Below are 20,938 nucleotides of genomic sequence, written 5' to 3'. Positions count from 1 at the left end.
GCTGTGCTGTGCCCCTGTTGCGGTTGTGTCGAGCACGACCGGAGGTCGTGATCCCTGGCGTCCTGGCACGCGACCGCCCGCTCGTGAGAGCGGGACCGGTGGTCGGGTGCCGGGTCGGAGACGGCGAACCGTTGACGACCCTTTGGACACGCGAAGTCAGCGCGCATCAGCGCACTGCTGGAGAAATGCTAGCAGACAGGAGGCCCGGATCACGCGCGCCGACCGGCTGACGTGATCCGGGCCTCCTGTCCGGTGTTCTGGGTGTCTCAGACGCGTCTGATCACGCCTTCGCGTTCACCGTGTCGCCCTCGGCGGAGATGCCCATCTCCTCGAGCGAGCGACCCTTGGTCTCCGGGATCTTCGCGATGACGAAGAAGAACGAGATCAGCGCGAACAGCGCGTAGATGCCGTACGTGACCGTCAGGTTGAAGCCGGACAGCACCGGGAAGGTGATCGTGACGATGAAGTTCGCGACCCAGTTGGCGGCCGAGCCGATGCCGAGCGCCGTGGCGCGGATGCGGTTCGGGAACATCTCGCCGAGCAGCACCCACATGAGCGGACCCCACGTCGCACCGAACGACACGACGAACAGGTTCGCGAAGATGAGGGCGATGACGCCCCACGCGCCGGGCAGGCTCGGGTTGCCGTCCACGATCGTCGACTGCGAGAACGCGATCGCGACCATCGCCAGCGACACGAACATGCCGGCGGAACCGGTGACGAGCAGCGGCTTCCGACCGACCTTGTCGACCAGGAAGATCGCGATGAACGTGACCGCGACGTTGACCACCGACGTGATCGTGGAGATGAGGAAGGAGTCGCTCTCCTTGAACCCGACGGCCTGCCAGAGCGTCGTCGAGTAGTAGAAGATCACGTTGATGCCGACGAACTGCTGCAGCACGGCCAGGATGATGCCGACCCAGACGATGGGCTGCAGGCCGAAGCGGTTGCCCCGGATGGAGCCCTTCTTCTCGTTGGCTTCCTTCTTGATGCCGTCCTGGATCTCCTCCAGGCTCGTGTTCACCGTGTCGCGCGGGACGATCTTCGTCATGACCGCGCGGGCGTCCTCCGTCCGCCCCTTGGCGAGCAGGTAGCGCGGCGACTCCGGCAGCGTGATCGCGAGGATGCCGTAGACCACCGACGGGATCACGCCGACCAGGAACATCCAACGCCAGGCCGGCAGGCCGAAGACCTCGGCGGACGCGCTGCCTGCCGTGACGGCGAAGAACTGGTCGGAGAGCAGCGCGGCGAAGATACCGAGCGTGATCGCGAGCTGCTGGAACGAGGCCAGGCGCCCGCGGATCGCCTTCGGCGACACCTCGGAGATGTACGCCGGCGCGATCACCGAGGCCGTACCGATGCCGAGGCCGCCGACGAGACGCCACAGGACGAAGTCCCACGTGGCGAACGCGAAGCCGGAGCCGATCGAGCTCACCAGGAACAGCACCGCGGCCCAGAACATCACCCGGGTGCGGCCCCAGCGGTCAGCGAGTCGACCGGCGAAGTAGGCGCCGAACGCACAGCCGATGAGGGCGGACGCGACGGCGAAGCCGCTCGCCGCCTCGGACAGGCCGAACTCGCCCTTGATGGCCTCGACGGCGCCGTTGATGACCGACGAGTCGAAGCCGAAGAGGAAACCGCCCACCGCTGCTGCGATGGCGAACGCGGTGACCTTCCCCTTGAACGCACGGTCCTCGCCGTGCCCGGTGGCTGTGTTGGACACGATGCTCCTGGGTTCTGCCGGCCGTGCTGCTGTGGGCACGGTGCCCCGGCGGTCGGCTCGTTCGCCGTCCGTGCGGCGTTGCGTGGTCCGGAGCGGCCCCGACTGTACTCCTCGTGGTGGATGTGGTCATAACCGGGTGCGCTCGGTGCGCGGGGCGGGGCGCGGGGCGCGGGCGGGTCGGGAGTCGCCTCGACTCGGAACGACACCGTCGATGTCGTGCGACATCGAGGACGTCGTTCGTTGCGGTCGCGTCGTCCCTCCACAGGCCGGGAGGCCCGCCCCACCCTCCACGGACCGCCTCACCTCGGTCGTGTAGCCGGTCCGTGGCGGACAGAGTGACGGCATGCTCCTGTTCCCCGGCTCCGGCACTCGGCTCCCTCCGGTCGCCGCGATGGTGGTGGTGATCGGGATGCTCGGGGCGTTCTGGACGGCCACCGCGTCGTTGCCCGAACCCGTGCCCGCGCCGGAGGACCTGCGCGACCACCGGTATGGCACGGCGGCGACTCGTGCTGCCGAACCGTGGATCTGGCCGACCGGAACGCGGGTGGTCGAGCGCGGGTGGGAGCCACCGTCCGACGACTACGCCGCCGGTCACCGCGGGATCGACGTGCCGGCGCCGCTCGGCACGAGTGCGGCGGCGGTCGACGACGGCACGGTGGCGTTCGCCGGACCCGTTGGCGGCAGGAGCGTCGTGACGGTCGACCACGGCGGCGGGCTCGTCAGCACCCTCGACTCGGTGCAGCCGCTCGTCGCCACTGGGGACGACGTCCGACAGGGTGATCAGGTCGGCTTGGTGTCCGTGGGGCACTGCCCGGCCTCGGCCCCGTGTCTGCACCTCGGCGCGCGGATCGACGGCCGCTACGTGGACCCGACGCCGTACCTTCCCGTGGCCGAGTGGCCCGTGCTGTTGCCGGAGTCCGCCTGGCCGGGGTGAGCGTCGGCGACGAGCGGTGGGCGACGTGCAACTTCGACGTGCGACGTAACGGTCGCGCCGTTCCAACGTTCCGACGTTCCGACGCCGCGCAACCGCACGAGTGCGCGGCGCCGGTCCGGCGGTCGCTCGGCGCCGGTCCGACGGTCGCTCGGCGCCGGTCCGACGGTCGCTCGCGGGGCACGGCGCCGGTCCGGCGGTCGCGCCGTCAGGCGCGCGGGTGGGCCGTCCGGTAGACCTCGCGCAGCCGTGCTGAGGACACGTGCGTGTAGATCTGCGTCGTCCCGAGGCTCGCGTGCCCGAGCAGTTCTTGGACCGCCCGCAGGTCCGCTCCCCCGTCGAGCAGGTGCGTCGCCGCGGTGTGCCGGAAGGTGTGCGGTCCGCTCGGCCCTTCGCCGGGAAGGTCCCCGAGCAGCCGAGCCACCACGCGGTACGCACTCCGCACCCCGAGCCGGCCACCCTGGTCGCCGAGGAACAGTGCCGTGCTCGGTACGTCGGCCCGCGCCGCGAGGGTCGGACGCCCCCGCGACGTCCACGCCTCGAGTGCGTCACGGGCCGGGACACCGAACGGCACGACCCGCTCCTTCCCGCCCTTCCCGAGCACGCGGACCGTAAGCCGCCCGCGATCGACGTCGGCGACGTCGATGCCGACGAGCTCGCTCACCCGGATCGCCGCGGCGTACAGGAGCTCCACGAGCGCCAGGTCCCGCAGCGCACCGGGATCGTCGGTCGCTGCACGGGCCGCGAGGCCGTCGAGCAACCCACGGACCTGGTCGGCCGACACCACCCGCGGCAGGTGCGAGCCGCCCTTCGGTGCACGGAGCCGCACGCCGGCGTCCGTCGCGGTCACCCCGGTCTCGCTCGCCCACCGGGTGAACGCCCGCACCGACGACGACCGGCGGGCGATCGTGGACCGTGCGAGCCCCCGCTGGTCGGCTTCCCACAACCAGTCACGGAGGAGTTCGAGGTCGACCCCGTCGATGCCGACGACGTCGCGTCGCGCGGCGAACTCGACGAACTGCTCGAGGTCGTTCGCGTACGCGCGGAGCGTCTGCTCGCTGAGCCCCCTGGCGTGTCGAGCGTGCCCGAGGAACGAGTCGACCGCTGCCACGAGTCGCTCTTCCTTCTGCTCTGCTCGGTCCGCCACGTCGTCAGCGTACGGCTGGCCGACGTCATGCGCGGCCCCACCCGCCGCTGCTGTGCGCCACGAGCCCCTGCAACTGCGCGAGCGCGAGGGCGTCCGCCACCGCAGCTCCGGACAGCCCGGACCGTCGAGCGATCTCGGCCTCTGGCAGGGCACGACGGCCGAGCGCGTCGAGGACCCGGACGACCTCGGGATCGCGCTGGACCGACACGAGGGGTTCGTCCGCCGCCGCGGTCGCAGCGGATGGGGGCACGGGACGCATCGCGGCGACCGGGTCCCCCGGGTGCACGACGAGCTGCGCCCGGCCCTGCGCCACGAGCCGGTGGCACCCGACCGACGCCGAGGACGCGAACGCTCCCGGGACGGCGAACACCGGGCGACCGAGCTGCCCGGCGTGGTGCGCGGTGTTGAGCGCACCGGACCGCGCACCGGCCTCCACGACGACCGCAGCATCGGCGAGGGCGGCGATCAACCGGTTCCGGGCCAGGAAGCGCCACCGGGTCGGGCGGGTCCCCGGCGCCGACTCCGCCACCAGGGCGCCCTGCCGAGCGACGTTGTGGAGCAGCTGGACGTTGCCGGCGGGGTAGAGCTGATCGATCCCCCCGGCCAGGACCGCGATCGTCGGGACCCCTGCGGCGATCGCCACCCGGTGTGCGACCGCGTCGATCCCGTAGGCGCCGCCGCTGACGATCGTGCAGCCGGCGTCCGCGGCGGACGAGGTGATCTCGGCGGCTGCTTCGGCCCCGGCGATGGTGTTCGCCCGCGACCCGACCACGGCCAGGGCGGGTGCCCCGTCGCCGACACCCGCCGTGGCGCTGCGAGTCCAGAGCACGAGTGGTGCGTGGGGGCCGAGGTCGTCGATCGCCGTCGGCCACCCAGCGGACCCGGGCACGAGCAGTCGTGCCCCGACGGCTTCGGCCGAGGCGACGACGTCGGCCACGTCGGACCGGACCAAGCGCGGTCGCCACCGGTCGATGGCCGTGTGCAGGACACCGGCGAACGCATCGGGATCCTCCGCACCGGGTACGCCGGCCTCCACACACCCGTCGAGCAGATCCTCGAACGCACCGTCGGCTGCCAGCAGGACCGAGCCGAGGGCGCGCTCCGACCCGAGGGCCGCCATGAGCTCACCGGCGACGGAGTCCCCGGGCTCCACGATCACGGACCACGCGACCCGAGCGGCGGTCTGGACCGGGTCCGACGCACCGTCAGTCCCGAGGACCCGCCGGATCGCGGCGAGCAGTTCGCTGCCGTGGCCGGGCCCCACGCCGCTCACAGCGCGCTCCGCAGGGCAAGAGCACCCCGGACGTGTGCTCTGCTCGGACGGTCGACCGCTTCGAGGTCGGCGAGGGTCCACGCGAGCCGCATCACCCGGTCCCATCCCCGCATGGTCAGGGTGCCGAGGTCGAGCGCCCGGTCGAGCTCGGTGGTCGAACCGGGTTCGATCCGACCGTCCGCCCGCAGCCAGGCTCCGGTGACCTCGGCGTTCTTCGTCCACCCGGTGTCCCGGAGGCGTTCGGCCATCCGAGCGCGGGCCGCGGCGACGCCGGCGCGGGCCTCGGCCGTCGTCGGCGTGCTCCCGTCGGTACCACGCATCTTCCCGGTCGTCACCCGGGGCACGAGCACCCGGATGTCCATCCGGTCGAGCAGCGGTCCGGACATCCGCCCGAGGTAGCGCCGGACCGCACTCGGCGGACACTCACACGGTTGGCCGTGCGCTCCGCCGGCGTTGCCGCACGGGCAGGGATTGGCAGCGAGCACGACCTGGCACCGCGCGGGGAACTCGGCGGCGCCCGCAGCCCGGTGGATGGTGATCCGACCGGACTCGAGCGGCTGGCGGAGCGCGTCGAGCACCGCACGGGGGAACTCCGGTGCTTCGTCGAGGAACAGGATGCCGCCGGTCGCCCGCGACACTGCTCCGGGTCGCAGCACACCGGAGCCGCCGCCGATCAGGGAGATCGCCGACGCGGAGTGGTGCGGGGCCTCCCACGGGGGCTTCGTGCTCCACGACGCCGGCCCGAGTCCGGCGACGGACCGGACGGCGGCGACCTCGAGCGCGGTCGCGTCGTCGAGGTCGGGCAGGAGCCCGGGCAGGCGCTCCGCGAGCATCGTCTTGCCGGCACCGGGTGGACCGAGCAGGAGCGCATGGTGCCCACCGGCCGCCGCGGCGACGACGGCGCGCACCCCGATCGGGTTCCCGACGACATCCGCCAGTTCGGCCACCGGGCGTTGGACCGAGGGCACCGGCACCGGCAGCACCGCGTCGACCTCGACCGGCGGCAGCAGCGCGCCGGCGTCGATCGCAGCCGCACGGAGTGAGTCGACCCCGGTGGTGCGCACGCCGTCGACCACGCGGGCCTCGGGCAGGTTGCCGATCGGCAGCACGACTCGGTCGGCCCCGGCGTCGCGGGCGGCGAGCAACATCGGGATGACTCCGGCGACCGGTCGGACCCGACCGTCCAGACCGAGCTCCCCGATGTAGACGATCCGTTCACTGACGTCGGGTGCGAGTCCGGCGCCGGCGAGCACGGCCATCGCGATCGCCAGGTCGAACCCGGAACCCCGTTTCGGGATCGCCGCGGGCGTGAGGTTCACCGTGATCCGACGAGCCGGCAACGGACACCCGGCGTTCGCAGCGGCGGCACGGACTCGCTCGCGCGCCTCGCCGAGCGAAGTGTCCGGCAGTCCGATGATGCTGAAGGCGGGCAGCTGGCTGGTCAGGTGGGCCTCGACCTCGATCCGGCGCCCGGTCACGCCGAGCAGGGCGACGGCCGCAGCACGGCCGATGCCCGTCACAGCACACCCGCCACGTGTTGCACGGCCGTCCGCGGGCCGTCGACGTGGACCGCGACCACGTCGATGCGGATCGCGCGTGCCGACACCTCCGGATGGGCGTCGAACCACTCGGCCACGAGTCGTCGCATCCGGGTGAGCTTCGTCGCCGTGATCGCCTCGAACGGATGCCCCGTCGTCGTACCGGATCGCGTCTTCACCTCGATGAACGCGAGTGTGCAGGAATCCCACGCGACGATGTCGATCTCGCCCCGGGCGCACCGCCAATTCCGCTCGAGGACCCGGAAACCCCGTTCGTGCAACCACGCCACGGCCTGGTCCTCGCCGAACCGCCCCAGGCGGCCGTTCCGGAGTGTTCGTCCAGGGCGATCGTGCAGCTTCTGTTCCATGTCATTGCCTCCACGGCAACGATCGCGGGAACGGCAGCGAGGATGTGCACCGACGAAGACTCTGTGGAATCAGACGACGACGATCGCCCTTGGGGAGGAATGACGAAGGACCCGGGTGATCGCGATCATCCGGGTCCTTCGTCGACAGCGGCTCAGTGTGCGGCTGCGTACGCTTCCTGCACCTGGGTCGAGATACGACCACGGGTCGAGACCTCGTAGCCGTTCTCCTTCGCCCACTCGCGGATCTTGCCGAGCTCTTCGGAGTTGCCACGCTTCGGGGCCGACTTCGGCGCCGTGCTGCCGGTGCGACGACCGGAGACCTTGCGCGCTGCGGCGATGTAGTCGGAGATCGCTTCGCGGAACTTGTCGACGTTGTCGTTCGTCAGGTCGATCTCGTACGACGAGCCGTCGAAACCGAATTCGACCGTGCGACCTTCACCGGTGGTGATGGGGGAATCGTCGAGGTCGTCGACGAGCTGGACGGTGACCTTCTGTGCCATGCGCGGCTCCTGTTCATTGGACGGGAAATCCCGACCAGAATAGCGCGTGGAATTCCGGCACGTCACCGATCACCGGCGATTCGCCGAATGCACCGGAATTGACGATCACTCGTCGAGTGCGAGTTCCTTCGGCAGTTCGAGTTCTCGCGATGTCAGTTCTTCGACATTCACGTCCTTGAACGTGAGGACGCGGACGCCCTTGACGAACCGGTCGGAACGGTAGACGTCCCACACCCAGACGTCGTTCATCGTCAGTTCGAAGTAGAAATCGTGTTCGGTGTCCCGGCGCACGAGTTCGACCTCGTTCGCCAGGTAGAAACGCCGCTCGGTCTCGACCACGTAGCGGAACTGCGACACGACGTCGCGGTACTCGCGGTACAGGGCCAGCTCGACCTCGCGGTCGTAGTCGTCGAATTCGTCCTCATCCATTGCGCCCACAGTCTACGGCGGCAGCCGCACCAGTGTGCGACAGCAGCTCGAGGGATGCACCCGAAGACGGAAGTGCGAGCAAGCTCGGCATCCGCTCCCGATCCGAGCCCACCGAGGTTCCACAACACGCCGTGTGCGCTCCGCCGAGGTTCCGCGGCGGCACCGGGCATGGGCCGAGATGCCGAGATTTCGGAACCTCGCGGGCCACAGGCACGGCAGGCGGGCGCGACCGCAGCGCGTCAGCCGACGAGCGCGTCGAAGCCCTCGAGTGACACGCTCGACGCCTGGTGCAGCCATGACTTGCGGTGCAGTGCGTGTGCTCCGACCGCGCGGATGGCGTCGTAGTGCACGGTCGAGCCGTAGCCCTTGTTCGACGCCCAGGCGTAGTGCGGTGCCTCGTCGTGGGCTGCGATCATCAGGGCATCCCGCGCGACCTTCGCCACGATCGACGCCGCGGCGACCGAGGCGCAGTCCCGGTCGGCCTTGACCTGCACGACGACCTCGAGCGGGTCCGTCGTCGGACGGAGCGACGCGGGGACGGCACGGGTCAGCCAGTCGAAGGACCCGTCCAGCACGACGACGGCGCCGTCGAGCGACAGGCCCCCGGCGACCAGGGACTCGAGCGCCTGCGCCCCTGCAGCTCCGAGCGCCGGGACGATCCCCTGCCGATCGACGTACTCGGCGGACGCCATGCCGACGGCGGTGCGCGCCCACCGGGTGACGACGGGGACCAGGTCCGTCCGGCGGGTGGCGGACAGCAGCTTCGAGTCGGCCAGACCTTGCGGGACCCGCCCGACGTCGATCGTCACGGCCGCGACGCCCACGCCGACAGGACCGGCGATCGCACCGCGTCCGACCTCGTCCATCCCGATGACCGTGACACGGCCTTCGGCCAGCAGCCGCTTCTCGACGCGGAGGGAGGGGCGGACGGCGGTCACTGGTCGCGCTCCTCCACCCCGGCGAACACCTCGGGGTGGTCGTCGAGCCACGTCCAGCGGCTCGTCGGCCAGGAGATCACGAAGGCCCGGCCGGTCACGTCGGACAACGGCACGAACCCCTTCGACGGCGTGTCCCCGTTGTAGCGGGAGTCCTTGGAGTCGTTGCGGTTGTCGCCCATCACCCAGATGGTGCCCTTCGGCACGGTGACGGAGAAGTCGGTCGCTGAGGCAGGGGCGCCGGCCGGCAGCTTGAGGTACGGCTCCTTGATCGGGACGCCGTTCACCGACATCTGCCCGAGGTCGTTGCAGCAGGAGACCTTGTCCCCCGGCAGACCGATCACGCGTTTGATGAGGTGGTCGTCGCTGTCGCCCGTCCCGAGGCCGATCTGCGTCAGGACCCAGTCGATCGCCTTCGCGGGCTGGGTGTCCGGCGTGACGCTCGGCACCTCGGACCCGGCGAGCCATCCACCCGGGTCCTTGAACACCACGACGTCGCCGCGTTTCAGTGCCACGACACCCGGGACGAGTTCGTTGACGATCACGCGGTCGTTGATCTGCAGCGTGTTCTCCATCGACGCCGACGGGATGTAGAACGAGCGGATCAGGAACGTCTTGACCAAGAACGACACGAGCAGCGCCGCGATGAAGATGATGACGAGGTCGCGGAGGAATGTGAGGATCCCGTTGCGCTGCTTCTCGGGCCGGGGCCTGCGCCCGGATTCCTCAGTCGTGTCCGTCATTTCCGCTCTCGTTCACACCGTGCCCGCCCGGGTTGAGCGGGCGCAAAGGGAAAGCCCCCCGTCGATGCACAACCGTACATCGGCGAGGGGCCAGCAGCGGCGTCCGGCTCGCGGACGCTCACTGTGAAGGCGATCAGGCGTCGCGCTTCTCCTTGATCTTGCGGCGGGCCGCCTTGCCGCGCAGTTCGCGCAGGTAGTAGAGCTTCGCGCGACGGACGTCACCCTTGGTGACGATCTCGATGTGGTCGATGATCGGCGAGTGCACCGGGAACCAGCGCTCGACGCCGACCTGGAAGCTCACCTTGCGGACCTTGAAGGTCTCGCCGATGCCGTGGCCCTGACGGCCGATGACGACACCCTGGAAGACCTGGATACGCGAGCGCGTGCCTTCCACGATGTTCACGTGCACCTTGATGGTGTCACCGGCGCGGAAGTCCGGGACGTCGGTCCGCAGCGATGCTGCGTCGACGTTGTCGAGGAGCTGGCTCATGGCTGTTCTACTCTCTGCGGACGCACACGGGTCGCCGCGGATCGATGTCTGATGAAGTGGTGGTGCGTGCCCGGTGTCGGCGACTCCCCCGTGGCAGAGTCCAGCCAGGGCACAGCGATCCATACTGCCACACGGAACGCCGGGGGCAAAACAGCGAGGATGGACCCATGATCGAACTGCGCACCCCCACGGAACTCGACGGACTGCGCGTCGCCGGTCGGTTCGTGGCCGACGTCCTCGACGAACTGCTCGCCACGGTGGACGTCGGCGTGAACCTGCTCGAGCTCGACCGCGTCGCCGCGCGGATGATCGCCGACCGGGGCGCCGAGAGCTGCTACGTCGACTACCACCCCTCGTTCGGCAAGTCGCCGTTCGGCAAGAACCTGTGCACCTCGGTGAACGACGCGGCGCTGCACGGTCTGCCGTTCGACCACGTGCTGCAGGACGGCGACCTCGTCAGCCTCGACTTCGCCGCGAGCGTCGACGGCTGGGTGGCGGACTCCGCCGTGTCGGTGCAGGTCGGGACGCCCCGCGACGAGGACCAGACGCTCATCTCGACCGTCGAGCGTGCCCTCGCAGCCGGCATCGCGCAGGCTGCTCCGGGCAACAAGCTCGGCGACGTGTCGCACGCGATCGGGCACGTCGCGCACGAGGCCGGCTACGGCGTCAACCTGCAGTTCGGCGGACACGGCGTCGGTCGCACCATGCACGGCGACCCGCACGTGCCGAACGACGGACGTCCGGGCCGCGGCCTCAAGCTCCGGCCGGGCCTGGTGGTGGCCATCGAGCCGTGGCTCATGCAGGGCACCGACGAGCTGTACCAGGACGACGACGGCTGGACGCTCCGGAGCGTCGACGGCTCACGTGCTGCGCACGTCGAGCACACGGTGGCGGTCACCGAGTCCGGACCCGAGGTCCTGACCCTGCGTCGCGCCCAGCGCGCCGACCCGACCAGCTGACGGACTAGAGGCGCGGTGCGGTCCCGCCCCGCGCCTCCCATCCGTCACTGGTCGCGACCAGTACCCCAAAGCGACAGATCTCGGCTGTGGCCGCCGTCATGTGCGCGACAGCGACAGTTGCCCGCGGATGTTCCGCGGCAGACTGTCGCTTTCGCGAAAGCGACAAAACAGCCGGCAGCCGGCAGCCGGCAGGCGTCAACCGGCAGCCGGACGCGCCCCGGTCAGGCAGGCGGCAGCAGGTCCGGCCGGACGCGCCGCGTCCGCTCCACCTGCTGCTCGTGCCGCCACGCGGCGACCTTGCCGTGGTGGCCGCTGAGCAGCACCTCGGGCACGGCGTGGTCACGCCACACGGCGGGCTTCGTGTACGAGGGGTACTCGAGCAGGCCGTCCTCGTGGGACTCCTCGACCAGGGACTCGGGGTTGCCGACGACGCCGGGGACGAGTCGCCCGACGGCCTCGATCATGGCCATCGCCGCGACCTCGCCGCCGTTCAGCACGTAGTCACCGAGCGAGAGCTCGACGACCGAGCAGCGTGACGCCGCCCACTCGAAGACGCGGGCGTCGATGCCCTCGTACCGCCCGCAGGCGAACACGAGGTGGTCGGAGGTCGACGCGAGCGAGCGCGCGATGGACTGCTTGAACGGCGTGCCGGCGGGCGTCGGGACCACGAGGGTCGACGAGCCGTCCGGCCGCAGCAGGGCGTCCAGCGCCTGCGCCCACGGTTCCGGCTTCATCACCATGCCGGCGCCGCCGCCGTACGGGGTGTCGTCGACGGTGCGGTGCCGGTCGGTCGTCCAGGAGCGCAGGTCGTGCACCTGCAGGTCGAGCAGCCCACCGGAGCGGGCCTTGCCGAGCAGGGACACGTCCAGCACGGAGAAGAACTCCGGGAAGATCGTGACGATGTCGATCCGCACGGCAGCTAGTCCGTGACCGTCTCGGGCCGGGAGGTGTCCTCGGGGTCCTCGAACAGACCCTGCGGCGGCGTGACCGTGACGGTGCCGGAAGCGATGTCGACCGCGGGCACGATCGCCGCGACGAACGGCACGAGGACCTCGCCGCGCGACGGGGTGTCGATCGCGAGCAGGTCCTGCGCCGGCATGTGGTCGACCCGGGCGACGGTGCCGACCTCGACGCCGTCGCGCAGCACCTTCAGCCCGACCAGCTGGTGGTCGTACCAGGCGTCGTCCTCGCCGGTCTCGGCGTCGGCGTCCTGCTCGACCCAGAGGATGATCCGGGCGAGCGACTCGGCGCCGGTGCGGTCGTCGATCCCCGCGAAGAACGCGACGGGGTGACCGTTGTACCAGCGGAGCTCGTCCAGCTCGAGGGTCTTGCCCGACCACGGTGAGTCGTCGGGCACCTGGAGCGTGAACGTGGCACCGGGGGTGAACCGACGATCCGGGTCGTCGGTGTAGAGCTCGAGCTTGATGCCGCCCTTGAGCCCGTGTGCCTTCGTGATTCGACCCACCCGGAGCTGGGTCGTCTCCCTAGGAATCGGTGTCGACCACGTCGACCCGCACACGCTTGCCGTCGGCCAGGGCCGAGACGAGGGTGCGGAGTGCCTTGGCGGTCCGCCCGGCACGACCGATCACGCGGCCGAGGTCCTCGGGGTGCACGCGCACCTCGAGGACCTCGCCCCGCGGGGAGGTGGAGCTGGCGACGCGCACGTCGTCAGGGTGATCGACGATCCCCTTGACGAGGTGCGTCAGCGCGGATTCGAGCAAGGACTACGCCTCGGTCGTCTCGTCGGCGGTCTCGGCGTCGTCGGTCTTGGCGGCGGGAGCCGTCTTCTCCGACTTCGGCTTGAGGACGGCCTTCTTCGAGGAGTCGACCTGGAAGGCCTGCTTCGGCTCGGCGACCTTGACCTTGGACGCGGTGTCCTTCTCGCCCTTGAACTTGGCCCAGTCGCCGGTCAGCTTGAGGAGGGCCGCGACCTGCTCGGTCGGCTGTGCGCCGACGCCGAGCCAGTAGAGCGCACGCTCGGACTCGATCTTGATGACCGAGGGCTCCTCGGTCGGGTGGTACTGACCGATCTCCTCGAGGACACGACCATCGCGCTTGGTGCGCGAGTCGGCGACGACGATGCGGTAGTAGGGCGCACGGATCTTACCGAGACGCTTCAGACGGATCTTGACAGCCACAATTGCTCCTGTTTGCTTACGTTGTGGTTGAACTGGAACCGCGGGCGTGGGGGCACACACGGTGAAAGCTCGAGAGAGATCGCTCACAGCTGGATAGAGGGTCGAGCTGCGGCGATTCGACCGTTCATTCTTACAGATTCCGGGCCGCGATGCGAGCCGACGCGCTACGGCGCGAGTCGCCGGACCGCTTCGAGGGCCTCGGACGTCGCGCGGACCGCGTCCACGCTCCGTGCGTCGCGTGCGCCGCCGACGACGGCGAACGGCACACCGGCTGCCTGGAGGCCCGTCACGAGTCCGTCACGCACGTCGCCCTCGGTGTCGATCGCGCGTTCCTGCCCGGCGCAGACCACGACGTTGTCCGCCGGGATCGCGCGCTCCTCGCCGTGCTCGTCGCGGATCCAGAGGGCACCGGGCTCGATGCTCAGGTACTCCTGCACGCCGCCGACCATTCGCACCCCCGCGTCACGGAGGCGACCGATGGCGACCCAGCGCGAGGTGATCCCGACGCCCTGCCCGAACTTGCCCGATCGACGGAGCACGGTGACGTCGGAGCCCGGCCGGATCGTGCGCGACGCGGCGGGCAGCCGTTGGGGGACGTCGCCGACGAGCTCCTCGGAGACGTCGAGGTCCCAGCGCGCCGCGAACTCGGTGGCGCGGACCGACTCGTCCGGCGACTCGGTCAGGAACGCTGCGGTGTCGACGCCGATGCCGCCGCCGCCGATGAGCGCGACGGTGCCGGCGGGCACGCCCTCGCGCAGAGCCCGCTCGTACGACAGGACGTGCGGCAGGTGTGCTCCGGGGACGTCGACGTCGCGCGGGACCACCCCGGCGGCGAGCACCACGGCGTCGCTGTCGGCCAGGTCCGCGGGCGTCGCCGGGCGGCCGAGGTGCACCGTGGCCCCGCGCTCGTCGAGCTCGGCGCGGGCAGCCCGCACGGTGGCGGCGTAGTCCTCCTTGCCGGGCACGAGCGCGGCGAGGCCGAACTGGCCGCCGAGCCGGTCGGCGGCTTCCCACACGGTGACGTGGTGGCCGCGTCGGGCGGCGTCGACGGCTGCGGCGAGACCGGCCGGTCCTCCGCCGACGACGTCGACGCGCTTCGGGTCGGTGGTCGGACGCGCGGGGAAGGCGACCTCGCGGGCGGCGCGCGGGTTCACCAGGCAGGACACCGGCGCGCCGATGATCGAGCGGTCGAGGCAGGCCTGGTTGCAGCCGATGCAGGTGTTCACCAGCGCGAACCGGCCCGCCAACGACCGGTTCACGAGCGCGGGGTCGGCGAGGAACGGTCGGGCCAAGGCGACGGCGTCGATGGTCCCGTCGGCGAGGACGGTCTCACCGTCGCGCAGGTCGGTCATCCGGTTCGACGCGATCACCCGGACGTCGGGGTACGACGAGGCGCGCACGACTCCGGCGATGCGCGCGGCGTAGGCGAGCCAGGCCCCGTGCGGCACGGCGGCCTGCACGGTCGGGGTACGGGACTCATGCCAGCCGATCCCGACCGAGATGCCGTCGAGCCCGAGTGGCAGCAGGTCGTGCACCAGGGCGTCGACGTCGTCCTCGGTCGACGAACCGGGCATCAGGTCGGCGCCGGAGAGCCGGATCGTCACGGCCAGGTCGGGCACCGCCGCACGGACGGCCTCGACGACCGCCACAGTGAAGCGCCGTCGACGCTCCGGCGAACCGCCCCACTCGTCGTCACGCAGGTTCGTCAGCGGCGACTGGAACTGGTTGATGAGGTAGCCCTCGGACGCCATGATCTCGACGCCGTCGAACCCGATGTCGCGCGCGGACCGGGCCGCGGCGGCGAAGTCCTCGATGGTGCGCTCGATCTCGGCCGGCGTCAGCTCGGTCGGCACCACGCCACGGGCGGCCGCCCAGGGCAGGGCCGACGGTGCCACCACGCGCTGGGGGTCCCCGTGCCGGTCGACCATCCCCGCGGCGAGCGCGTACCGCCCGGCGTGGAACAGCTGCGCGAGGATCGTGGAGCCCTCCTCGTGCACGGCGTCGACCGCGGCGCGGAACCGCTCGTCCGCTCCCCCGACACCGAACACGGCGAAGTCGGGGCCACCACGGGCCTCGTCGTTCACCGCGATGCCGCCGGTGATGATGCAGGCGGCGCCGCCGGCGGCACGTTCGCGGTAGAACGCCGCCATGCCGGCCCCACCGTCGTCGTGCACCTCGAGTCCGGTGTGCATCGACCCCATGACCACCCGGTTCGGCAGGGTCAGGGGGCCGAGTGTCCACGGCGAGGAGACGACGGCGAGCTCGGGCATGGCGACGGTGCTCATGCCCCTACTCTGCCGCGTCGACAGCCGCGTCGTCAGCAGGGAGCACCGCGTCGCGCAGCGGCGACGTCGTGTCCGCCCAGAACGGCGGGGCGATCACGGTCAGGCCGCCGTCGACCGACAGCACCTGCCCGGTGATGTACCCGGCCTTGTCGGACAGCAGGAAGTCCACCGCGTCGGCCATGTCGTCGGCGGTGCCGGGGCGCTGCAGCGGGAGCTTCTCGAACACCGAGTCGATCGGCGCCTGGCCGGGGACCTTCGTGTAGAAGTACTCGAGCGAGTCGGTGTCGATCAGGCCACCGTTGACCGCGTTCACCGTGATCTGGCGCGGACCGAACTCGACCGCCATGTACTTCATGTACGACTCGCTCATGGCCTTCGCCGCGCCGAGCGCGGCGTAGGTCGGGAACGCGCGGAGCGATCCGTACGAGGTCACGACGACGATGCGCCCACCGCGGTCCATCAGCTCGGCGGCACGCTGCGCCCCGAGCACGAACGAGCGGGCGTTGGTGGCGTAGCTGCGGTCCAGGTGGTGCAGCTTCAGTTCCTTGACCGGCTTGAACGCGCTGGCGGCGGCGTTCGCGACGAAGTGGTCGAGGCGACCGTAGGTGTCCCGCACCAGGTCGAACAGGGCGTCGATCGACTCCGGCTGCTCGATGTCGACCTGCGCGGTGATCCCGTCGCCGCCGGCGGCCTTGACGTCGGCCAGCGACTCCTCGGCCAGGTCGGCGTTGCCCTTGTACGTGACCACGACGGTCACGCCGCGCTGGCCGAGCTTCTGCGCGAGCAGGCGGCCGATGCCGCGCGAAGCGCCCGTGATCAGTGCGATGGGTGCGTTGGTGGTGTCGGTCACTGCGGTCCTCTACGTGCGTGGGGAGGGACGGGAGGCGCGTGGCGGGCCCGCCACGGGCCTCCCGTCCGGTGGGTGGTTGTTGTCTAGAACCCGGCCTTGCCGGTGACGACGGCGCGGCCGACGACCAGCTTCTGGATCTCGTTGGTGCCCTCTTCGAAGCGCTGCGCGCGCGCGTCGCGGTAGACGCGCTCGATCGCGTTGCGCTTCCAGTAGCCCTGGCCGCCGTGAACCTGCAGGGCCTTGTCGGTGACGCGGGCGAGCATGTCGACCGCGACCATCTTCGAGGCGCTGGACAGCGTGCCGGCGTCCGGGCGGCCCTCTTCGTAGGCGCGCGCGGCCTCGAGCACCAGGGCGCGGGCGGCGGCGATGTCGGCGTAGTTCTCGGCCAGGTAGAACTGGATCGCCTGGCGGCTGGACAGCTGCTTGCCGAAGGTCTCCCGCTTGTTCGCGTACTCGACGGCGAGCTCGTTCGCACGCTCGGCGAGGCCGACGGCGCTCATGGCGACGGACACGCGACTCGGCAGCAGGAAGCCGCCGAGCGCGACCTCGAGCCCCTGCCCCTCGGCGCCGAGCAGCGCACTGGCCGGCACGGGCACGTCGGTGAAGCGCAGGATCGCGTGGTCGGTGCCCCGGATGCCCATGGTGTCGGAGTCGTCGATCACCTCGGCGCCCGGCAGCCCGCTGTTCGGCATGAGGAACGCGACCGTGCCGTCCTGGCCGCTGGTGCCCTCGAGGCGGGCGGCGATGAGCCAGTAGTCGGCCTGCACGCCGAACGTGATGAGGTGCTTCTCACCGTTCATGACGTAGGTGTCGCCCTCGCGGCGGACGGTGGTGCGGATGTCCGCGCCGGTGCCGGCCGTGGCCTCGGTCAGGGTGAACGCGACGAGCTTGTCACCCGCGACGCTCGGCTTGACGACCTGCTCGATCTGCTCCGGCGTCGCGTAGGGGGCCATCGCGCGCCAGGTGCCGTTGATGACGTGCACGAGCATCCGGATCGACGCGTGCGAACGCGAGACGATCTCCATGATCTCGAGGTAGCGCGAGAACGGGATCGCCCGTCCGCCGAGCTCGGTCGGGGCGGCGAGGCTGAGCCACCCGTTGTCCTTGAGCTCCTGGAACAGCTCCGGGGCGACCCGGCCGGTGCGCTCGATCTCGTCCGCCCACTCCTCACCGCGGCCCCGGACCCACTCGGTGACCTCGGCCTTGAGCTGCTGGAAGGCGGATTCGGTGGCGGTTTCCATGACCAGCGTCATCGTGTCTCGTTCTCCTTCGTGGTGCTCGCGGCGACGAGCGCGGCTGCCTGCTCACGCAGGAGGTTCTTCTGGACCTTGCCGACGGCGTTGCGCGGCAGTTCGTCGATGGACTCGAGCCGCTCTGGCCAGTAGTACTTGCTCACGCCCGCCTTGTCGAGCGCCTGCTGCATCGCCGCGAAGTCGAGCCGCTCCACCCCGGCGGCCGGCACGACGAACGCGCAGGCACGCTCACCGAGTCGGGCGTCCGGCATCGCGACGATCGCCACGTCGGTGACCAGGGGGTGCTGGTACAGCAGGTTCTCGATCTCGACGACCGGGATCTTCTCGCCACCGCGGTTGATGACGTCCTTGATCCGGCCGGTGATCGACAGGAAGCCGTTCGCGTCGACCTTCGCCAGGTCGCCGGTCTTGTACCAGCCGTCCTCGGTGAAGACGTCGTCGGTCAGGTCCTGGCGGTCGAGGTACCCGTCGAACATCGTCGGCGAGTGCAGCTCGAAGTTGCCCTCGGTGTCGGCGGGGAACTCGTGGCCCTCGTCGTCGACGATCCGGATCCGGATGCCCGGCAGCGCGCGACCGTCGTGCCCGTACGCTGCCGCCGGGTCGTCGATCGGGCTGGACAGGGCGCCGAGGCAGGTCTCACTCGTACCGAACGCGCCGAGGATGGCCGTGCCGAGCACCGTCGCGGCCCGCTGGGCGAGGGCCCGGGGCACCGCGGCACCGGTCGGCACGAAGATCCGCAGCGACTCGGGCTGGGCGGCACCGGCTTCGACCAGGTCGACGAGGTCGGTCAGGAACGGGGTCGCACACTGCACGAACGACGCCTTCGCGACGCCGAACGCCTGCTCGAGCGCGACGGTGCCGTCCCACACCGGCTGGATGACCTGCGGCGCACCGAGCCGGAACGCCAGCAGCATGCCGTACAGGAACCCGGTCTGGTGCGCGAGCGGCGACGGGATGTAGATCCGGTCCGCGCTCGTCAAGCCCGACTGCGCGACGTGCATGGCCGTGGCCAGACCGAGGGTGCGGTGCGGGTGCTGCACGCCCTTCGGCTCCCCCGTCGTGCCGCTCGTGAACAGCAGCTGGCAGACGTCGTCGGGGCCCGGCGCGCGCGAGGTGATCTCGTCGACGTCCACGTGCACGGCGTCGAGGGCGTTGTCGAAGTAGCGCCAGTGCCAGTCGCTCGTGGCCACCCGGTCCAGGGCGTCGGCCGGCAGCGGCGGCTGGTTCGTCGGGGCGTCGACCTGGCCGCGCGCCTCGGACCGGAGCACGATCACGTGCTCGACCGACAGCCGGCGCTGCTGGGCCTTCGCCTCGTCGATGACGTCGAGGAGCTCGAGCGCGGGCCGGCGCTTGCGGAACACGTTCGGCAGGAACACCACACGGGCGCGGGACCGGGCGAGCGTCATCGTCGTCTCTCGCGGACCGAACACCGGCATGATCGGCGTCGCGACGGCCCCGATCTGGATCGCCCCGAGGGTGATGGAGACGAACTCGCGCCAGTTCGGCAACTGCATGGCGACCGACTCGCCCCTGCGGACCCCGAGCTCGAGCAGGAGCGCGGAGACCTTGTCGGCCTCGTCCTGCAGTTCCCGCCACGTGGTGTTCACGGGTGCTGCGCCGCCGACCTCGATGACCGCGAGGCCGTCGGGATCGGTCGTCGCGAGCGCGCGGACCTTCTCGCTCAGCACGAGGGGGTCGGCGTCGACACCGGCGAGCGCGAGCGGCTCCGGGGTCGTGGGCGCGGCCAGCTGCTGCTCGTCGAGGTCGGCGCGCTCGCCGTCGGCGCGCTCACCAACGGTGCGCTCGCCATCGGCGCGCTCGCCATCGGCGCGCTCGCCATCGGCGCGCTCGCCATCGGTGCGCTCGCCGAGGTCGGTGCGTGCGTCGGCGATCGCGGCGGCCTCGGCCGCGTCGGCCCGGTCGTCGCGGGCGATCTGCGCGGCGAGGGCGTCGCCGACCTCCATGTCGAGGCCGACGGAGTTCATCGCCTCGAGGAACGTCGGGTACGAGATCCGGTAGGCCCGCGGGTAGGTCAGCCCCGAGGTGCCGCGCGCCTTCGAGGCGGCGACGGCGAGCGACATCAGGACCCGGTGGTCGTTGAACGACGACATCTGCGCGCCGTGGAGTCCCTCGGCCCCGACACCGGTGACGCGGAGTTCGTCCGCGCCCTGCTCGGCCCGGCCACCCATGCGGTTGAGCTGCAGCATCGCCGCGACGCGGTCGGACTCCTTCAACCGGATGTGGGCGACGTTCCACAGCCGGGTGGTGCCCTCGGCGAAGGTGGCCATGGTCGACAGGACCGGCAGCAGGTCGGGGATCGGTTGGCAGTCGATGTCGAGCGGTCGCAGCGGGGAACCGTCGTGTTCGATGCGCACGAACCCGGTCTCCTCGTCGATCCGCATCGGGACGCCCATCGCCGTCGCGAGGTCGAGGAACTCGCTCTCCGGGTGGTCGGTCTCGGCGGTGGTGAAGGCCGTCATGCCGCGCAGGAGCAGGTTCGACTCGCGGATGCCGGCCGCGGCGATGCCGAACGCGGCGGAGCCGATGTCCGGCGGGATGACGTAGTCGTGCGGGGTGGCCTGCTGGTTCGCCGGGATCCGGTACTCGAGCCAGTCGTCGGAGACCTCGACCGTCAGGCCGAACTCCCGCATCATCCGGACGGTCAGTTCGACGTAGGGCTGCTCGTTGAGCCGGTCGCCGGTGATGTGGATCCGGGTCTCCTGCTCGGCGAACGGGGCCACGAGGAGCAGGCCGGAGACCCACTGCGACAGGGTGCCGGCGATCGTGACGTCGCCGCCGCGGGGGCGCCTCGGCTGGACGGTCACGGGCGGGCAGTCGTTCGTCGCCTCGAGCTCGATGCCCATCTGGGTCAGCGAGGTCAACAGCGCCTTGATGGGCCGGCGCTGGAAGTACTTCATGCCCACGAGCGTCATCGGCTTGTCGGCGAGCGACGCCAGACCCGTCATGAAGTACAGGGTGGTGCCGGAGGACCCCATGTTCAGGATGCCATCGGCGCCACGGGACCCGTGGTCGACGACATCGGTGGCCTCGTACCGGCCGCCGAGCCCGGTGACGTGGTACTCGTCCCCGCGACGCTTCACGTCGACGCCGAGGGCGCGGAGCGTGCCGACGGTCCACTCGACCTGGCGGGTGGCGCTGATGCCGGAGACGATGCTCGTCCCCTTCGCCAGCGACGCGAGCACCAGCGCGCGGTGCGCGTGGTACTTCGAGACCGGGACGTCGAGTTCACCGACGAGTGGTGCGGACGTGCCGCGCACGACCAACTGCATGCGTACCTCTTCCTGATCTGTATATATCAACGGTACGCCCGGTGTGGAACTACTGTGAATCGGATCCGCACGACCAGAAGCCGCCG

The 20,938-nt window shown here is 70.8% G+C and carries 20 protein-coding genes; 2 read left to right on the top strand and 18 right to left on the bottom strand.

Translation table 11 applies throughout. The features are described from left to right. Window positions 1–280: 280 nt before the first annotated feature. Window positions 281–1,723: a sugar porter family MFS transporter gene (locus EDF47_RS11265; protein ID WP_235035896.1), complete on the bottom strand. Its 1,443-nt coding sequence runs from the start codon at window positions 1,721–1,723 to the stop codon at window positions 281–283. A gap of 343 nt (window positions 1,724–2,066) precedes the next feature. On the opposite strand from EDF47_RS11265, the gene EDF47_RS11260 reads away from it, so the two are divergent. Then, complete coding sequence (locus tag EDF47_RS11260; RefSeq protein WP_132100210.1) at window positions 2,067–2,657, top strand: M23 family metallopeptidase; 591 nt, start codon at window positions 2,067–2,069, stop codon at window positions 2,655–2,657. A 205-nt stretch (window positions 2,658–2,862) separates the two neighbouring features. Here the strand turns inward: EDF47_RS11260 and EDF47_RS11255 are convergent, their stop codons facing one another. The 9 genes from EDF47_RS11255 to rplS all read right to left on the bottom strand — a co-directional run bounded on the left by EDF47_RS11255 (window position 2,863) and on the right by rplS (window position 10,077). Next, the gene (locus EDF47_RS11255; protein WP_131879810.1) at window positions 2,863–3,801 is read right to left on the bottom strand and encodes a tyrosine recombinase XerC; all 939 of its coding nucleotides are present in this window, start codon (window positions 3,799–3,801) and stop codon (window positions 2,863–2,865) included. Between the two features lie 25 nt (window positions 3,802–3,826). Continuing rightward, window positions 3,827–5,074 carry a DNA-processing protein DprA gene (dprA, locus tag EDF47_RS11250; RefSeq protein WP_165918814.1) on the bottom strand — a complete coding sequence of 416 codons (1,248 nt, stop codon included), beginning with the start codon at window positions 5,072–5,074 and terminating at the stop codon, window positions 3,827–3,829. Beyond that, window positions 5,071–6,594, bottom strand: coding sequence for a YifB family Mg chelatase-like AAA ATPase (locus EDF47_RS11245; protein WP_133937141.1), 1,524 nt, complete (start codon window positions 6,592–6,594; stop codon window positions 5,071–5,073). The genes dprA and EDF47_RS11245 overlap by 4 nt, the downstream gene beginning before the upstream one ends. Continuing rightward, the gene (locus EDF47_RS11240; RefSeq protein ID WP_123294793.1) at window positions 6,591–6,980 is read right to left on the bottom strand and encodes a YraN family protein; all 390 of its coding nucleotides are present in this window, start codon (window positions 6,978–6,980) and stop codon (window positions 6,591–6,593) included. Before EDF47_RS11240 ends, EDF47_RS11245 begins: the two co-directional genes overlap by 4 nt. Window positions 6,981–7,132: 152 nt before the next feature. Continuing rightward, window positions 7,133–7,480 (bottom strand): Lsr2 family protein, encoded by a 348-nt coding sequence (locus tag EDF47_RS11235; RefSeq protein WP_111086073.1) that lies wholly within the window; start codon window positions 7,478–7,480, stop codon window positions 7,133–7,135. A 105-nt stretch (window positions 7,481–7,585) separates the two neighbouring features. Continuing rightward, window positions 7,586–7,909, bottom strand: a complete 324-nt coding sequence (locus EDF47_RS11230; protein WP_111086072.1) for a DUF2469 family protein — start codon at window positions 7,907–7,909, stop codon at window positions 7,586–7,588. Between the two features lie 239 nt (window positions 7,910–8,148). Next, window positions 8,149–8,847: a ribonuclease HII gene (locus tag EDF47_RS11225; RefSeq protein ID WP_131846402.1), complete on the bottom strand. Its 699-nt coding sequence runs from the start codon at window positions 8,845–8,847 to the stop codon at window positions 8,149–8,151. Then, entirely contained in the window at window positions 8,844–9,587 is a 744-nt protein-coding gene (gene lepB / locus EDF47_RS11220; protein WP_111086070.1) for a signal peptidase I, read from the bottom strand. The genes EDF47_RS11225 and lepB overlap by 4 nt, the downstream gene beginning before the upstream one ends. 133 nt (window positions 9,588–9,720) lie before the next feature. Next, complete coding sequence (rplS, locus tag EDF47_RS11215) at window positions 9,721–10,077, bottom strand: 50S ribosomal protein L19 (RefSeq protein ID WP_123339832.1); 357 nt, start codon at window positions 10,075–10,077, stop codon at window positions 9,721–9,723. Window positions 10,078–10,244: 167 nt separating this feature from the next. Here rplS and map point away from each other — a divergent pair, with 167 nt between their 5' ends. Continuing rightward, the gene (gene map / locus EDF47_RS11210; RefSeq protein ID WP_133937143.1) at window positions 10,245–11,036 is read left to right on the top strand and encodes a type I methionyl aminopeptidase; all 792 of its coding nucleotides are present in this window, start codon (window positions 10,245–10,247) and stop codon (window positions 11,034–11,036) included. A 221-nt stretch (window positions 11,037–11,257) separates the two neighbouring features. On the opposite strand, the gene trmD is transcribed toward map, so the two are convergent. From trmD to aroA, 8 genes are all read right to left on the bottom strand, one after another. Further along, complete coding sequence (trmD, locus tag EDF47_RS11205; protein ID WP_133937145.1) at window positions 11,258–11,950, bottom strand: tRNA (guanosine(37)-N1)-methyltransferase TrmD; 693 nt, start codon at window positions 11,948–11,950, stop codon at window positions 11,258–11,260. Window positions 11,951–11,955: 5 nt separating this feature from the next. Then, a complete protein-coding gene (gene rimM / locus EDF47_RS11200; protein ID WP_243648761.1) occupies window positions 11,956–12,555 on the bottom strand; it encodes a ribosome maturation factor RimM in 600 nt (199 codons plus the stop codon). Next, complete coding sequence (locus EDF47_RS11195) at window positions 12,521–12,757, bottom strand: RNA-binding protein (protein WP_111086067.1); 237 nt, start codon at window positions 12,755–12,757, stop codon at window positions 12,521–12,523. The genes rimM and EDF47_RS11195 overlap by 35 nt, the downstream gene beginning before the upstream one ends. 3 nt (window positions 12,758–12,760) lie before the next feature. Continuing rightward, window positions 12,761–13,174, bottom strand: a complete 414-nt coding sequence (gene rpsP, locus EDF47_RS11190; RefSeq protein WP_111086066.1) for a 30S ribosomal protein S16 — start codon at window positions 13,172–13,174, stop codon at window positions 12,761–12,763. Window positions 13,175–13,338: 164 nt separating this feature from the next. Then, window positions 13,339–15,459 (bottom strand): FAD-dependent oxidoreductase, encoded by a 2,121-nt coding sequence (locus tag EDF47_RS11185; RefSeq protein WP_208320949.1) that lies wholly within the window; start codon window positions 15,457–15,459, stop codon window positions 13,339–13,341. A 4-nt stretch (window positions 15,460–15,463) separates the two neighbouring features. After that, window positions 15,464–16,309, bottom strand: a complete 846-nt coding sequence (locus tag EDF47_RS11180) for an SDR family oxidoreductase (RefSeq protein WP_133937147.1) — start codon at window positions 16,307–16,309, stop codon at window positions 15,464–15,466. Between the two features lie 83 nt (window positions 16,310–16,392). Beyond that, window positions 16,393–17,550 carry an acyl-CoA dehydrogenase family protein gene (locus EDF47_RS11175; protein ID WP_208320950.1) on the bottom strand — a complete coding sequence of 386 codons (1,158 nt, stop codon included), beginning with the start codon at window positions 17,548–17,550 and terminating at the stop codon, window positions 16,393–16,395. 8 nt (window positions 17,551–17,558) lie between these two features. Beyond that, window positions 17,559–20,852: a 3-phosphoshikimate 1-carboxyvinyltransferase gene (gene aroA, locus EDF47_RS11170; protein ID WP_133937150.1), complete on the bottom strand. Its 3,294-nt coding sequence runs from the start codon at window positions 20,850–20,852 to the stop codon at window positions 17,559–17,561. Between the last annotated feature and the right edge of the window lie 86 nt (window positions 20,853–20,938).

Origin of the sequence: Curtobacterium sp. PhB190, from assembly GCF_004365385.1 — a bacterium.
Lineage (GTDB): Bacteria > Actinomycetota > Actinomycetes > Actinomycetales > Microbacteriaceae > Curtobacterium.
This window is presented reverse-complemented; position numbering and strand designations above follow the sequence as displayed.